Source organism: Actinocorallia sp. B10E7 (assembly GCF_039871655.1).
Lineage (GTDB): Bacteria > Actinomycetota > Actinomycetes > Streptosporangiales > Streptosporangiaceae > Actinocorallia.
The window spans coordinates 258,565-272,009 of sequence record NZ_JBDPLZ010000006.1 but is presented as its reverse complement, the minus strand read 5'-3'; the positions used below and the strand labels follow the sequence as shown (position 1 = coordinate 272,009).

12 protein-coding genes are annotated in these 13,445 nt (G+C 72.3%); 6 read left to right on the top strand and 6 right to left on the bottom strand.

The genetic code is table 11. The features are described from left to right. The 3 genes from ABGB12_RS22935 to ABGB12_RS22925 all read right to left on the bottom strand — a co-directional run bounded on the left by ABGB12_RS22935 (nt 1) and on the right by ABGB12_RS22925 (nt 3,073). Nucleotides 1-816: a fumarylacetoacetate hydrolase family protein gene (locus tag ABGB12_RS22935; protein ID WP_347681172.1), complete on the bottom strand. Its 816-nt coding sequence runs from the start codon at nt 814-816 to the stop codon at nt 1-3. Between the two features lie 98 nt (nt 817-914). After that, nucleotides 915-1,691 (bottom strand): IclR family transcriptional regulator, encoded by a 777-nt coding sequence (locus ABGB12_RS22930; RefSeq protein ID WP_347681171.1) that lies wholly within the window; start codon nt 1,689-1,691, stop codon nt 915-917. 41 nt (nt 1,692-1,732) lie between these two features. Then, a complete protein-coding gene (locus ABGB12_RS22925) occupies nt 1,733-3,073 on the bottom strand; it encodes an amidohydrolase family protein (RefSeq protein WP_347681169.1) in 1,341 nt (446 codons plus the stop codon). Nucleotides 3,074-3,446: 373 nt separating this feature from the next. Here ABGB12_RS22925 and ABGB12_RS22920 point away from each other — a divergent pair, with 373 nt between their 5' ends. From ABGB12_RS22920 to ABGB12_RS22910, 3 genes are all read left to right on the top strand, one after another. After that, nucleotides 3,447-4,481: an aromatic ring-hydroxylating dioxygenase subunit alpha gene (locus tag ABGB12_RS22920; RefSeq protein ID WP_347681167.1), complete on the top strand. Its 1,035-nt coding sequence runs from the start codon at nt 3,447-3,449 to the stop codon at nt 4,479-4,481. A gap of 15 nt (nt 4,482-4,496) precedes the next feature. Next, nucleotides 4,497-5,108 carry a nucleoside deaminase gene (locus ABGB12_RS22915; RefSeq protein WP_347681165.1) on the top strand — a complete coding sequence of 204 codons (612 nt, stop codon included), beginning with the start codon at nt 4,497-4,499 and terminating at the stop codon, nt 5,106-5,108. Between the two features lie 104 nt (nt 5,109-5,212). Then, nucleotides 5,213-6,628, top strand: coding sequence for an MFS transporter (locus ABGB12_RS22910; protein WP_347681163.1), 1,416 nt, complete (start codon nt 5,213-5,215; stop codon nt 6,626-6,628). Nucleotides 6,629-6,725: 97 nt separating this feature from the next. Here ABGB12_RS22910 and fabG read toward each other — a convergent pair whose 3' ends face one another. The 3 genes from fabG to ABGB12_RS22895 form a co-directional block, all read right to left on the bottom strand. After that, a complete protein-coding gene (gene fabG / locus ABGB12_RS22905) occupies nt 6,726-7,454 on the bottom strand; it encodes a 3-oxoacyl-ACP reductase FabG (protein WP_347681161.1) in 729 nt (242 codons plus the stop codon). Nucleotides 7,455-7,484: 30 nt separating this feature from the next. Then, nucleotides 7,485-8,627 (bottom strand): acyl-CoA dehydrogenase family protein, encoded by a 1,143-nt coding sequence (locus tag ABGB12_RS22900; RefSeq protein ID WP_347681159.1) that lies wholly within the window; start codon nt 8,625-8,627, stop codon nt 7,485-7,487. A 121-nt stretch (nt 8,628-8,748) separates the two neighbouring features. After that, complete coding sequence (locus tag ABGB12_RS22895) at nt 8,749-9,117, bottom strand: DsrE family protein (RefSeq protein WP_347681157.1); 369 nt, start codon at nt 9,115-9,117, stop codon at nt 8,749-8,751. A gap of 146 nt (nt 9,118-9,263) precedes the next feature. On the opposite strand from ABGB12_RS22895, the gene ABGB12_RS22890 reads away from it, so the two are divergent. From ABGB12_RS22890 to ABGB12_RS22880, 3 genes are all read left to right on the top strand, one after another. After that, nucleotides 9,264-10,964 (top strand): BTAD domain-containing putative transcriptional regulator, encoded by a 1,701-nt coding sequence (locus tag ABGB12_RS22890; RefSeq protein ID WP_347681155.1) that lies wholly within the window; start codon nt 9,264-9,266, stop codon nt 10,962-10,964. 142 nt (nt 10,965-11,106) lie between these two features. Further along, nucleotides 11,107-11,901 (top strand): VOC family protein, encoded by a 795-nt coding sequence (locus tag ABGB12_RS22885; RefSeq protein WP_347681153.1) that lies wholly within the window; start codon nt 11,107-11,109, stop codon nt 11,899-11,901. A gap of 65 nt (nt 11,902-11,966) precedes the next feature. Continuing rightward, complete coding sequence (locus ABGB12_RS22880) at nt 11,967-13,445, top strand: MFS transporter (protein ID WP_347681151.1); 1,479 nt, start codon at nt 11,967-11,969, stop codon at nt 13,443-13,445.

Sequence of the window (13,445 nt, the reverse complement as noted above, 5' to 3'; positions counted from 1 at the left end):
TTACCTCGAGAACGCGGCGGTCACGGAGCCGAGCGAGGAGATCTCCGCGCGGATCACCGAGCCGGGAGGGGCGGGCACCATAGGCCCGAGCGCGCCGGAGAGCACCACCTGCCCGGCCCGCAGCGGCGACCCGAACTCTCGGGCCGTCCGGGCCAGCCAGGCCAGCGCCAGCAGGGGGTCGCCGAGGCAGGCCGCGCCGTCGCCCTCGGAGACCAGTTCGCCGTCGGAGTAGAGCTTCATGACGACGTCGACGGGCTCGAACTCCGCCAGTGTCAGCTTCTCGCCGCCGAGCACGTACAGGGCGCTGGACCCGTTGTCGGCGACCGTGTCAGTGATCTTGATGTTCCAGTCGGCGATCCGGCTGTCGACGATCTCCAGCGCGGCCACCGCGTAGGACACCGCCGCGCGGACGTCGTCCACCCCGGAGATCTCGTGGTCGAGGTCCGCGCCGAGCACGAACGCGACCTCCGCCTCGGCCTTGGGCTGCAGCAGGCGCCCGCTCGGCACCTCGGCGAGCCCGGAGACGTCCATGTCGTCGAAGAGCACCCCGAGGTCGGGCTGGTCGACGCCGAGCTGCCGCTGCACCGCCGGGGAAGTGAGCCCGATCTTCCGCCCGACGACCCGGGCCCCGGCGGCGAGCCGGTTCTCGGTGAGCCGCCGCTGGACGGCGTAGGCGAGCGCGATGTCGGTCTCGCCGATCAGGTCGCGGACCGGGGCGCAGGGCGCCCGCTCGGCTTCCGCGGCCTCCAGCCGCGCCGCCGCGGCGGCCACGACCGCGTCGCGGTCCGGGGCGGTCGTCGGGTCGTTCGGTGTCATCACAATCCTCAGGTCTGGGTGGTGACACCACGATCGCCCAGCTCACGGGCGTGTGACCATACGAATGTTCCACTGAGTGGAACATCGATCTGAGGTGTTCAGTCCTTCTGGACGAGCGCGGCCCGCCGGGCGAGAGTGCCGGAGATCCCGGCGGCGGCCGCCTTCACCACGGTCGCGTGGACCTCCGGCCTGAACCTCGTGACCGGCCCGGTGACGCTGACCGCGGCGACGGGCCGGTCCGACGGGTCGAGCACCGGCGCGGCCACGCAGACGATGCCGGTCGCGGACTCCTCGAGCTCGAACGCGACCCCGGTCTCGGCCACCCGCTCCAGCTGGCGGCGCAGCAGGCCGGGCGCCGTGATCGTCCGCGGCGTCCTGCGGGCCAGTCCCTGCGCGACGACCTCGGCCAGCAGGCCGGGCGGGGAGAACGCCAGCAGGGCCTTGCCGATCGCCGTGCAGTACAGGGGCATCCTTCCGCCGAGCCGGGACGGGGAGGGCGTCTGCCGGTGACCGCCGATCTTCGACACGTAGACGACCTCGGTCCCTTCGAGCACGCCCAGGTGCACGATCTCGTGCGTGCGCTCGTACAGGTCCTCCATGAAGGGGGTGGCGACCTCCAGCAGCCCACGCTCGACCGAGGCGCGCATGCCCAGCTGGAAGACCTGCCCGCTGAGCCGGTAGCCGTTGCCGACCTTGTCCAGCAGCCGCACCTCGACCATGTCGCCGACGACGCGGTGCAGCGTCCCCTTGGGGATCCCCGTCCTGCGCCCCAGCTCGGCGAGGCTCACCCCGTGGTCGTCGGCGGTGAAGGAGTACAGCACGGCCGCGACCTTGCCGAGCACGGACTTCGTGTCCACCTTGGGCTCACGGGTCACGGCGGGACCTCCTCGTCTCCGCCGTGAGGGCCGGGGACCGGTCAGGCGGGCAGGGTGTTCTTGTGGACGCGGCCGTCCTTGATGATGACCTTCAGGTTGGTGCCGGGGTCTCCCAGTATCGCCAGATCCCGGGTGGGGTCGCCGTCGACCAGCAGCAGATCGGCCCAGGCGCCCTCGGCCACGACGCCCAGACGGGCCAGGTGAGGGCGGTTCCCGTGTGCGGCCAGGTCGGCGGGGGTGGGGTTCTGGTAGGGGTCGCGCGGGCCGGATCTGCGCAGCAGTTCGGCGTTGCCGGAAGTGGCGATCTTCAGCGCCGCCGCCGGGCCTCCGGCCAGGTCGGCCAGCCGGGTGAGCATCTCGCTCTGCCTGGCGCCCAGCGACGGGGCCAGCAGCAGGTCGGTGCCGAAGGCGACCGGCACCCCGTGTTCGAGCGCCCAGGCGAAGGTGCTCCGCACGCCTGCGCAGACCCGCCGGTGCTTCTCGGCGGACACGGGGTTGGCGTAATGGTGGTCGTCCTCGATGAACGGCTGGGTGCTCAGCCAGACCCCGTGGTCGGCCATGAACCTGATGTCGTCCTCTTCGGCGAGCTGCGCGTGCTCGATCACTTGGACTCCGGCCTCGACCGCACGCCGGATACCGGCGCCGGTGTAGACGTGCACCGACACGTAGGTGCCCCAGCCCGCGGCGGCCTCCACTCCGGCGCGCAGCTCGTCCGGGGTGTACTGCAGCACGTCCAAGGGGTCGTAGAGGGAGGTGACGCCGCCGCCGGCCATCATCTTGATCTGGGAGGCGCCCTTCTTCAGCTGCTCGCGCACGCCCGCCAGCACCCGGGTACGGCCGTCGGCGACACGCATGACGCCCAGTTGCTCGGCACGTGAAGGGAATCCGCCGAGTGCGGTCGGCACGTCGTAGACCATGCTGAAGTCGCCGTGCCCGGAGGTCTGCGACAGCCCCGCCTGGCTGGGGTAGATCCGAGGCCCGGGCAGCACGCCCGCGTCGATCAATCGTTTGAGGTCCGCGGTGTCGCCGCCCATGTCGCGCACGGTGGTGAACCCGCGCATCAGCATCGCCTCGGCCTCGACCGCGCCCAGCAGGTAGCTCAGGCCGGTGCCGCCGAGCATGAGCTCCTCCTGGGCGGCGCCGATCAGCATGAGGTGCACGTGCGCGTCGCTGAGCCCGGGGATCAGCGTCATCCCCCGCCCGTCGATGACCACGGCCGGGCCGTCCTCGACGTCCGGGGCCGGAAGCCGCCCCTCGGCGGCCACTTCCTTGATCTTGGAGCCCTCGGTCACCACCCGGCCGGGCCGGAGGCCGTCGCCGATCCCGTCGAAGATCCGCACGTTCTGGATCACGATCTTCCTGGCGGGCCGCTGTTCGCCCATGGTCACCTCGCTCCGGACGGTCGACGGACTTCTGCCCCCGGTGCGGCGGAACCATACGGACGGTGACGGACCGTTGGCGAAGTGCTTGCCCGCCGCGCCCGCACGTGCTTAACGGCGGCGGAACGAAGGGGCAATGGAGCCGCAACGTCGCTGCTCCAAGGTCGGTCGTGGTCGTCCTGCCAGGTGAGCGCGGAGGGAGGGAACACGATGCGGCCGAACACCGATCTGCGGCTTCGTGTCCACCAGTCCGCCTGGACCCGGGGGCGTGTCGCGCACGGGTGGAGAGCCCGGGGCGGGGGCGCGGCGGGCTGAACCTCCGCGGCGTCCTCGCCGGTCCGCTGTTCTCCCGCCGACCGCTCCTCGAGGACCCGTGATGACGACCGTACGCCCTGGCCTGCCCCGCGACTGCACCTTCGACCCCGACGACTGGGCGGTTCTCGCCCGGTTCTGGTATCCCGTCGCGCTGTCCCGCGAAGTGGGCGACGCGCCGGTCGGCGTCAGGCTCCTGGACGAGGAGCTGGTCGTCTACCGGGCGGGCGGCGAGGTCGTGGTGGCGGGGGACATCTGCCCGCACAGGGGCGTCCCGCTGAGCCTGGGAACGGGGGACGGCGAGGGCGTCGCCTGCGCCTACCACGGGCTGAGGTTCGGGGCGAAGGGCCGGTGCACGGCGGTCCCGGCGCACCCGGCGGCGAAGATCCCGGACCGGCTGCACCTGCGGACCTACCCGGTGGCCGAGAAGTACGGGCTGATCTGGACGTGCCTGCGGCCCGAGGGCGGGACGCCCGACGTGCCGGAGATGAAGCACTGGGACGACGAGGGCTTCCAGGGGATCACCTGCCCGAGCATCGACATCGCGGCCTTCGCCGGACGCCAGGTCGAGGGGTTCCTGGACGTCGCGCACTTCGGGTTCGTCCACGCCGACTCCTTCGCCGACCCCGAGAACGTCGAAGTGCCCGCCTACTCGCCCGTCCGGCACGCCAAGGGATTCTCGGTCGACTACTGGTCCACCGTCGCCAACTACCCGCACGCCGCGGGAAGGAAGGCGCCGCCCGGATTCCCATGGCTGCGCCGCTTCGACGTGCACCTGCCCTTCACCGCGCAGCTCGTCGTGCACTTCCCGGACGGCGGCCTGCTCAACATCATGAACGCGGCCGCCCCGGTCTCCGCCAGAATGACCCGGATGTTCTGCCCGATCGCCAAGAACTTCGACCTCGACCTGCCGGTGGAGGCCACCTACGACTTCAACCGGCAGATCTTCGAGGAGGACCGCGCGATCGTCGAGGTCCAGCGCCCGGAGAACCTCCCCCTCGACCCGAAGATCGAGGTCAACATCCCCGCCGACCGCAGCTCCGTCGCCTACCGGCGGGGCCTGCGCGACCTCGGCCTCAGCCACTTCTTCACCGCCTGACCGAGGAGGATCCCCATGGACACCACCGCGCTCGCCGCCTCCTTCGGCGCCCGCCTGCCCGGCTGGGTCGCCGCCGAACTGGCGGACGTCCCGGAGCTCCTGCCGTCCGACGACGACCGGATCCGCCTGGCCAACCGGCTCGCCGACCGCAACCACCGCGAGGACACCGGCGGGCCGTTCGCCGCCCTGGTCGTCGAGTCCGGGACGGGACGCCTCGTGTCGGCGGGGGTCAACGTCGTCCTGGCCTCGAACCTGTCCTCCACCCACGCCGAGGTCACCGCGCTGTCGCTCGCCCAGACCCGGCTCGGCGTCTGGGACCTGGGCGGCCCCGGCCTGCCCGACCTGGAGCTCGTCGTCAACTGGCGGCCGTGCGTCATGTGCTACGGCGCCACGATGTGGTCGGGCGTCCGCCGCCTGCTCATCGCGGGAGAGGGCCCCGAACTGGAGAAGCTGACCGGCTTCGACGAGGGCCCGATGGTCGAGGACTGGGCCGCCCAGTTCGAGGCCCGCGGCATCGAGGTCGCCCTCAGCCCCCTCCGCGAGGAGGCCGTCGAGGTCTTCCGCGCCTACGGCGCCCGCGACGACGCCGTCGTCTACAACGCCCGCGGCACCGCCTCGGCCTCCTGACGGCCGAGGGAACCCGGACCGGCACGTCCGATGCCTTCGCACCTTGACGCCGATGAACCGGCTCTGGGGTGCTTCGGGGGAAGAGGGCGGGGGAGGTGGAAGGAGTGCGTTACGACAGTGCGGCCGGGAAGTGGGTGCTGCTCGCGACCGTGCTCGGATCGGCGCTCGCCGCGATCGACGCGACGGTGGTGGGGATCGCGCTGCCCGCCATCGGAGAGGAGTTCGGCGTCGGGCTGGGGAGCCTGCAGTGGGTGGTCACGGCCTACACGCTGACGCTCGCGGGGCTGCTGCTGGTGGCGGGGGCGCTCGGGGACAGGTACGGGCGGCGGCTCGTCTTCCAGATCGGGATCGTGTGGTTCGCGGCGGCGTCCGCGCTGTGCGCCGTCGCGTCCGGACCGGGCGTGCTGATCTGGGCACGGGCGCTGCAGGGGGTGGGGGCGGCGCTGCTGACGCCGGGCAGCCTCGCCATCCTGCAGGCGTCCTTCCACCCGGACGACCGGGGGAAGGCGATCGGCGCCTGGTCGGGGCTGAGCGGGGTGGCGGCGGCGATCGGGCCGTTCCTGGGCGGCTGGCTGGTGGAGGCGGCGTCATGGCGGCTGATCTTCGTGATCAACCTGCCGCTCGCGGTGCTCGTCGTGGCGCTGACGTGGCGGCACGTCCCGGAGTCCCGCGACCCGGAGGCGTCCGGCCGGGTCGACGCCGTCGGCGGGGTGCTGGTGACGGGCGGGCTCGTCGGCCTGACGTACGGGCTGATCGAGGGGCCGGAACGGGGCTGGACGGCGCCCGCCGCGCTCGCGCTGCTCCTGGTCGTCTTCGTGTGGTGGGAGAGCCGGGTGGACCATCCGCTGCTGCCGTTGGGCATGTTCCGCTCGGTCGGGTTCAGCGTGACGAACGTCGTCACGTTCATCGTGTACGGCGCGCTCGGCGGGGCGCTGTTCCTGCTGCCGCTCCAACTCCAGCAGGTCTCGGGGTACACGCCGTTGGAGGCGGGCATCGCGCTGCTGCCCGTCACGGTCATCATGCTGCTGTTGTCCTCGAAGTCCGGCGCGGTGGCCGCGAAGATCGGGCCGCGGCTGCAGATGAGCGTCGGCCCCCTCGTCGTCGGCGCCGGATTCGCCCTGCTCGTCAGGGTCGGTGAGGAGGGGGACTACCTGCTCGAGGTGTTCCCCGCCGTCTGCGTCTTCGGCCTCGGTCTGGCCATCACCGTCGCGCCGCTGACCGCCACGGTCCTCGCGGCGGTGCCCGCCCGGCATGCCGGAATCGCCTCGGCCGTCAACAACGACGTGGCCCGTGCCGCCTCACTGATCGCCGTCGCGGTCTTTCCCGCCCTCGTCGGCATCACCGGCGACGCCTACCTCCGTCCGGAGCGGTTCTCCGCGGGTTTCCACGCCGCCTCTCTGATCGCCGCGGCGCTGTGCGTCGCCGGGGGCCTCCTGTCCGCGGCCGCCCTGCGCGGCGCGGCCTGCCCGAGGATGGCGGCCCACCACCACTGCGCGCTGGACGCGCCGCCCCTGGATTGACCTCTTCCCGCAAGTCCGGTGGCGGCCGGAAAGGCCGGGAGGCCGAGGCGAGGCGGTCGAGGGCGAGGCCGGTGATGCACAGGTTCATGGAGGGTCCTCACCGTGCGCCTCCGTTGATGTAGAGGGTCTGGCCCGACACGTAGGAGGCGTCCTCGCTCACCAGGAAGGCGATGACGGAGGCGACCTCCTCGGGCCGCCCGACCCGGCCCAGAGGGGTGCGTTCGGCGGCCATCCGCTGGTGCTCCTCGGGGTCGGCCCCGACCCGGGCGGCGGTCGCGGCGGTCATCGCGGTGGCGATGTAGCCGGGCGCGACGGCGTTGACGTTGATCCCGTACGGGCCGAGCTCGATCGCGAGCGTGGCGGTGAACGCCTGGATGCCGGCCTTGGCGGCGGCGTAGTTGGCCTGCCCTCGGTTGCCCAGCGCGGACCTGCTGCTCAACGAGACGATCTTGCCGGAGCGCTGGGCGGTCATGTACTTCTGCGCGGTCCTGCAGCAGTGGAAGACCCCGGTGAGGTTGACGGCCAGGACCGAGTCCCAGTCCTCCTTGCTCATCCTGAACACCAGGTTGTCGCGGGTGATCCCGGCGTTGTTGACCAGGATGTCGAGGCCGCCCAGGTCGGCGGCGATCCGGGTGAACACCTCCTCGACCGACGCGAGGTCGGTGACGTCGCAGTCGTAGGCGTGGGCGGCGTCGCTCCGCTTCCGTGCGTCGAGGTCGACGACCGCCACGGTCGCGCCCTCCTCCTCCAGCCGGCGGACGGTGGCGGCGCCGATGCCCTGCGCGCCGCCCGTCACGATGGCGACCTTGCCGTCGAGTCTGCTCATGGTTCTCTCCCGGGGGGGTGAAACGGCGGATCAGAAGGCGTTGACGCCGGTCAGGGCACGTCCGATGACGAGTTTCTGAATCTGGCTGGTGCCTTCGTAGAGGGTCATGACGCGCGCGTCGCGCAGCATCTTGCCGACGGGGTACTCGTCGATGTAGCCGTAGCCGCCGAAGACCTGGAGGGCGTTGTTCGCGGCCCGGACGCACGCTTCGGAGGCGAACAGCTTGGCCATCGAGGACTCGGTGGCGAACGGCAGGCCGCGGTCGATCAGGTCGGCGACCTTCCAGGTCAGCAGGCGGGCGGCGGCGACGTCCACGGCGATGTCGGACAGCAGTTCCTGGACGAGCTGGTGACCGGCGATGGGCCTGCCGAACTGCTCCCGCTCCTTGGCGTAGCCGACGGCGGCGTCCAGGCAGCCCTGGGCGAGGCCGACGCAGCCCGCCGCGACGGACATGCGGCCCTTGGCGAGCGTGCTCATCGCCACGCCGAAACCCCCGCCTTCGGGTCCGAGCATCGCCGAGGCGGGCACGCGCACGCCGTCGAAGACGAGTTCGGCGGTGGCCTGGCCGCGCAGTCCCAGCTTGCCGTGGATCTCCCGGCGGTCGATCAGCTCGGTGGGGACGAGGAAAGCGCTGATCCCCCTGGAGCCTTCGCCGCCGGTCCTGGCGAACACCAGGGCGATGTCGGCCCAGGTGCCGTTGGTGATGAACATCTTCGAGCCGGTGATCACCCAGTCGCCGCCGTCCCGGACCGCGCGTGTGGCAAGGTTCCCTGCGTCGGACCCGGTGCCGGGTTCGGTGAGCGCGAAGCATCCGAGCGACGCGCCCGACGCGAGCCGGGGCAGCCACCGCTTCTTCTGCTCCTCGTCGCCGTGCGCGAGGACGGACTTGGCGACGAGCCCGAGGGTCACCGAGACGATGCCGCGCACGGCGGAGTCCCCGCGTCCGAGCTCTTCCAGGACCAGGCAGTAGGCCAGGTGGTCGCCGCCGGAGCCGCCGTACTCCTCCGGGATCGTCACCCCCAGCAGGCCGAGTTCGCCCATCCGGCCGACGATCCCCCGGTCGACGGACTCGGCCCGGTCCCATTCCCGGACGTGAGGCGCCACCTCCCGGTCGACGAACTCCGCCGCCATCGTCCGTATCGCCGAGTGCTCCTCGGACAGCTCGAGGTCCATGGACCCTCCAAAGAAAACTGGCACCGACAGTTTTCTCTGAAACTACCACCGCAAGTTTATTTTGGGCCAGACTTCATCCGGATCCGGCGAGCGATGGTCTTCCGGCCTCAGCGGAGAACGGTCAGTAGCTGAAGGTGGTGGCTTCGGCGTCGCCGATCCACTGCCACATCGGGACGGTGCCTCCGAGCTCGGCGTTGGGGAGCAGGCCGGACGAGGGGAGTTTCTTGGCGTCGAAGCAGATCGGGCAGACCAGGAAGGCGCCGCCCGCCCTGGCGTAGCGGTCGAACAGGTCGGAGAGCGGGGGACAGCCTTCGCAGGCGGTGCCGACGGCGAAGCCCTCCAGCGCCAGCCGGACCGCCTCCTTGGTGAGGAAGATCAGCGTCTGCCGCCCCTGCTCGGCGGCGCCCACGGCGACCAGCATCGCGATGGTGACGCGCTCGGCGTCCTCCAGCCCGGTGGACAACGAGACGACGGCCTTGCGCGCGGTCACCGGCCCGCCCTCCGGCTCGTCTCGGCGTTCTTCCAGGGGAGAGAGGTCATGACGGCTCCTTGTCGGTGCGATCGGTCGGACGGAGCCGACGCTAAGGACACGAGCGTTCCCCGGACGTTCCCGGAGCCGTCGAGTAGATTCGCGGCATGCCGCGCTATTCGATCAGGCTGCTCGGCGAGTTCACGGTGCTGGTCGACGGACGTGAGGTGCCGGGCGGCGCGTGGCGCAACCGCCGCGCCGCCGACCTGGTGAAGCTGCTGGCCCTGGAACCGGGGCGCACCCTGCACCGGCAGCACGTCATGGGGCTGCTCTGGCCCGCGCTGACCGGCGCGGCCGCCGGGGCGAACCTGCGTAAGGCGCTGCACCTGGCCCGGCGGGCGCTGGGCTCCGACCAGGCCGTCCGCTCCGAGGGCGCGCTGCTGGTGCTGGGCGGCGGGGAACCGGTCGAAGTGGACGCCGCGCGGTTCGCCGCGGCGGCGCGAGCGGCCCTGGCCGGAGGAGACCCGTCCGCCTGCGCCGCCGCCGCGGACCTCTACCCGGGAGACCTGCTGCCGGCCGACCGGTACGAGGAATGGGCGGCCGAGCCGCGGACGCGGCTGCGCGACCTGCACCTGGCCGTCCTCAAGGGGGCGGGCCGGTGGGAGCGGGCGCTGGCGGTCGACCCCGCGGACGAGGAGTCCCACCGGGCCCTGATGGGAGCCCACCTGGAGGCGGGCCGCCGCCGCGAGGCGATCCGGCAGTTCGAACGGCTCCGGGACGCGCTGCGCGAGCTGATGGGCGTCGGGCCCGATCCGGCCACCGTCGCGCTGTACGAGCGGGTCCTGGCGATGGAGGGCCCGCCGCCGCGGCCCGCCGAACGCGCCGCCGCCCTGATCGCGACCGGCCTGGTGCATCTCAACCGGGGCGAGTACGTCCGGGCCGAGGAGCTGGCCCGCCGGGCGCGGGACCTGGCGGTCGCCGCCCGTCTGAACCACGAACTCGGCGACGCGAGCACGCTGATGGCCCTCGCCCGCTCCCGTACCGGCGGCTGGCACGAGCTGTTCCTGGAGGAGTTCACCGCCCTGCTGGACCGGCCCGCCGATCTCGTGTCCGTCTACGACGCCAACCTGTGCCTCGCCGAGTACCACCTGGGCGGCGCCGATCTCACCCCGGACGCCGGCTCCTACGCGGCCCGCCTGCTGGCGCTCGCCGAACAGGCGGATTCGCTCCCCGGCCGGGGCATCGCCGAGCTCATGCTGGGCGAGGCGTCCCTGCTGGCGGGCGACCTGACGGAGGCCGGGCTCCGGCTGGCACGGGCCCTGCGGATCAACACCGAGGCCGGGACGGTCTCCGGGGCGTGCCTTTGCCTGGAACGCCTCGCCCAGACCGCGCTCGCCGAGGGCGACCGGGCCCGCGCCGCCTCCCGCCTGTCCGAGGCGCTCCCCCGGGCCCGGACCGCGCCGATGCGCTCCCACCTGCTCGTCCGCCTGCTCGGCGTGTCCGTCGAGGCCGCCCCCGACGTGCCGTCCGCGGTCACGGCCGTCCGCCGCGCCGAGCGTCTGCTGGCCGACACGCCCCCGACCTGCGAGGCCTGCGCCCTGCCCTACCGCGTCCAGGCCTCGATCGCCTGCTCCCGCGCCGGCGATCTGCCCCGCGCCCGACGTCACCTGGCCGACGCGGAACGCATCGCGGCCCTCTGGCAGTGCGCCCCCTGGTCGGCGGCCCTCTGGGAGGCCCGCGCCCACCTCCGCGCCGCCGAAGGCCGGCCCGCACAGGCCGTCGCCTTCCTCCGCGAGGCCGCTCTCGCCTATCGAACCGCGGCCCGGCCCGCCGACGAGCGCCGCTGCCTCTCCACCGTCCTCACCTGACCCTCGGCTGCCACGAGGGCGAATGTTCCTTGGCGCTGGGCGCGGGACGGTCACCGGATAATGTCCTCGGGCGTTTGTAGTCTCGTAATGAGAGACGTCGCCGGGCGGTGGGCCCGGCGCGGACTTCCTCTGGAGGCCGCAGATGCCCGAAGTCACCGAGCCCTACGCGCCGGGTGCGCCCTGCTGGATCGACCTGGTGGTCCCCGACCAGCAGGCGGCCCTCGACTTCTACCGAGAGCTGTTCGGCTGGCAGGGCGAGATCGGTCCGCCCGAGACCGGCGGGTACTCGGTCTGCACCCTGAACGGCAGGCCCGTCGCGGGCATCATGACCGCGACGCCGTCCGGTCCCGGCGTCCCGGATCCACCGCCCGCCTGGACCGTCTACCTGGCGACCGACGACGCCGACGCCGCGGAGAAGGCGATCACCGGCGCGGGCGGCTCCATCCTGATGCCCGCGATGGACGTCATGGACCTCGGCCGGATGGCGGTCGCCGCCGACCCCACCGGCGCGGTCTTCGGCTTCTGGCAGGCCCGCGCGTTCCACGGCGCCGGGATCGCGGGTGAGCCCGGCTCGGTCGTCTGGCACGAGCTCGACACCACCGACACCGCAGCCGCGGCCGCCTTCTACGCCGCGGCCCTGTCCCTGGAGGCGGCCCCGATGGAAGGGGCCGAGGGCTACTGCTCACTGAACGCCGGAGGCCGGGTGGTCGGCGGTATGGGGGACTTGGACCGCCCCGACACCCCGTCGCACTGGCTGGTCTACTTCGCGACCGACGATCCCGACGCCACCGTCGAGAAGCTGGCCCGTCTCGGGGGAGAGGTCGTCGAGGCGCCCTTCGACATGGTCGCCGGCCGCATGGCCGTCGTCAGGGATCCCCAGGGGGCGAAGTTCGCCCTCCTCGACCCCGTTCCGATGAACCCGGAGACAAGTCCATAAGAGATAGTCTGTAACGAAACTATCTGTTACGGTTTCTCCTGTTCCCCTTCAGGACAGGAGAGACCATGTCCACGACGTCCACGACCGCATCCTCCCCGCATCCGTCCCGCACCGGGGCGCCCCGATCGCGCGGCCCGGCGCTCGCCGTGCTGTCCGTCGCGATGCTGATGACGATCCTCGACGGCAGCATCGTGACCGTGGCGATGCCCGCCATCCAGCGGGACCTGGGCTTCTCGCCCGCCGGTCTCAGCTGGACCGTCAACGCCTACCTGATCGCCTTCGGCGGGCTGCTGCTCCTGGCCGGACGGCTGGGCGACCTCATCGGACGCAAGACCATGTTCCTGGCGGGGAACGCGGTCTTCACCGCCGCGTCGCTGCTGGCCGGGACCGCCGACGGGCCCGGCACGCTGATCGCGGCCCGGTTCGGCCAGGGCGTCGGCAGCGCCATGTCCTCGGCGGTCGTGCTGGGCATCCTGGTGACGCTGTTCGCCGAGGCCGGAGAACGCGCGAAGGCGATCGGCGTCTTCAGCTTCACCGGCGCCGCCGGAGCCTCGATCGGCCAGGTGCTGGGCGGGGTCCTCACCGACGCGTTCAGCTGGAACTGGATCTTCTTCATCAACCTGCCGATCGGGCTGGCCGTGATCGCGCTGGCGGTCCGCGCGCTGCCCGACGACCGCGGGGCGGGGCTCGCCGCCGGGGCCGACGTCATCGGAGCCCTGCTGGTCACCGGCGGTTTGATGCTGGGCATCTACACCGTGGTCCAGATCGAGCGGTACGGCTGGCTCGCGGCGCACACCCTCGGTCTCGGGGCGGCGTCGGCCGTTCTGCTGGCCGCCTTCTTCGTCCGCCAGGCGATGGCCGGGACCCCGCTCATGCCGCTGCGGATCCTCCGTTCGCGCAACGTCGCCGGAGCCAACCTGGTCCAGATGCTGACGCTGTCGGCCATGTTCGCCTTCCAGATCATCGTCGCGCTCTACATGCAGAAGGTCCTCGGCTACGGCGCGCTCGACACGGGCCTGGCGATGCTCCCCGCGGCGGTGGCCATCGGCGGCGTGTCCCTGTTCGTCTCCGCCCGGCTCAACACCCGCTTCGGCGAGCGGAACGTCCTGCTGGCGGGCCTGCTGCTCCTGCTCGGCGCGATGGGCTGGCTCACCCGCGTCCCGGTGGACGCCGACTACGTCACCGACCTGCTCCCGGTGATGCTGCTCATCGCGGGCGGCGGCCTGGTGCTCCCGGCGCTGACCTCGCTCGGCATGTCCGGGGCACGGGAGGACGACGCGGGGCTGGCCTCCGGGCTGTTCAACACCACCCAGCAGATCGGCATGGCCACCGGTGTCGCGGTGCTGTCCACCCTGGCCGCCTCGCGCACCGACGGGCTCCTGTCCGCCGGCACCGACGAGGCGACCGCCCTGACCGGCGGATACCACCTGGCCTTCGGTACTGCCGCCGCCCTGCTCGTGGCCGCCCTCACCGTCACCCTGGTCGTGCTGCGCCGGCCCGAGCCGCCGGCCGTTCCGGCCGTCCCGGCCGACCAGCAGTCCTGA

Excerpts from the sequence above, each read along its gene's own strand:
- ABGB12_RS22935 (WP_347681172.1), bottom strand. The coding sequence starts at position 816 with ATGACACCGAACGACCCGACGACCGCCCCGGACCGCGACGCGGTCGTG.
- ABGB12_RS22925 (WP_347681169.1), bottom strand. The coding sequence starts at position 3,073 with ATGGGCGAACAGCGGCCCGCCAGGAAGATCGTGATCCAGAACGTGCGG.
- ABGB12_RS22920 (WP_347681167.1), top strand. The coding sequence starts at position 3,447 with ATGACGACCGTACGCCCTGGCCTGCCCCGCGACTGCACCTTCGACCCC.
- ABGB12_RS22915 (WP_347681165.1), top strand. The coding sequence starts at position 4,497 with ATGGACACCACCGCGCTCGCCGCCTCCTTCGGCGCCCGCCTGCCCGGC.
- fabG (WP_347681161.1), bottom strand. The coding sequence starts at position 7,454 with ATGAGCAGACTCGACGGCAAGGTCGCCATCGTGACGGGCGGCGCGCAG.
- ABGB12_RS22900 (WP_347681159.1), bottom strand. The coding sequence starts at position 8,627 with ATGGACCTCGAGCTGTCCGAGGAGCACTCGGCGATACGGACGATGGCG.
- ABGB12_RS22890 (WP_347681155.1), top strand. The coding sequence starts at position 9,264 with ATGCCGCGCTATTCGATCAGGCTGCTCGGCGAGTTCACGGTGCTGGTC.
- ABGB12_RS22885 (WP_347681153.1), top strand. The coding sequence starts at position 11,107 with ATGCCCGAAGTCACCGAGCCCTACGCGCCGGGTGCGCCCTGCTGGATC.
- ABGB12_RS22880 (WP_347681151.1), top strand. The coding sequence starts at position 11,967 with ATGTCCACGACGTCCACGACCGCATCCTCCCCGCATCCGTCCCGCACC.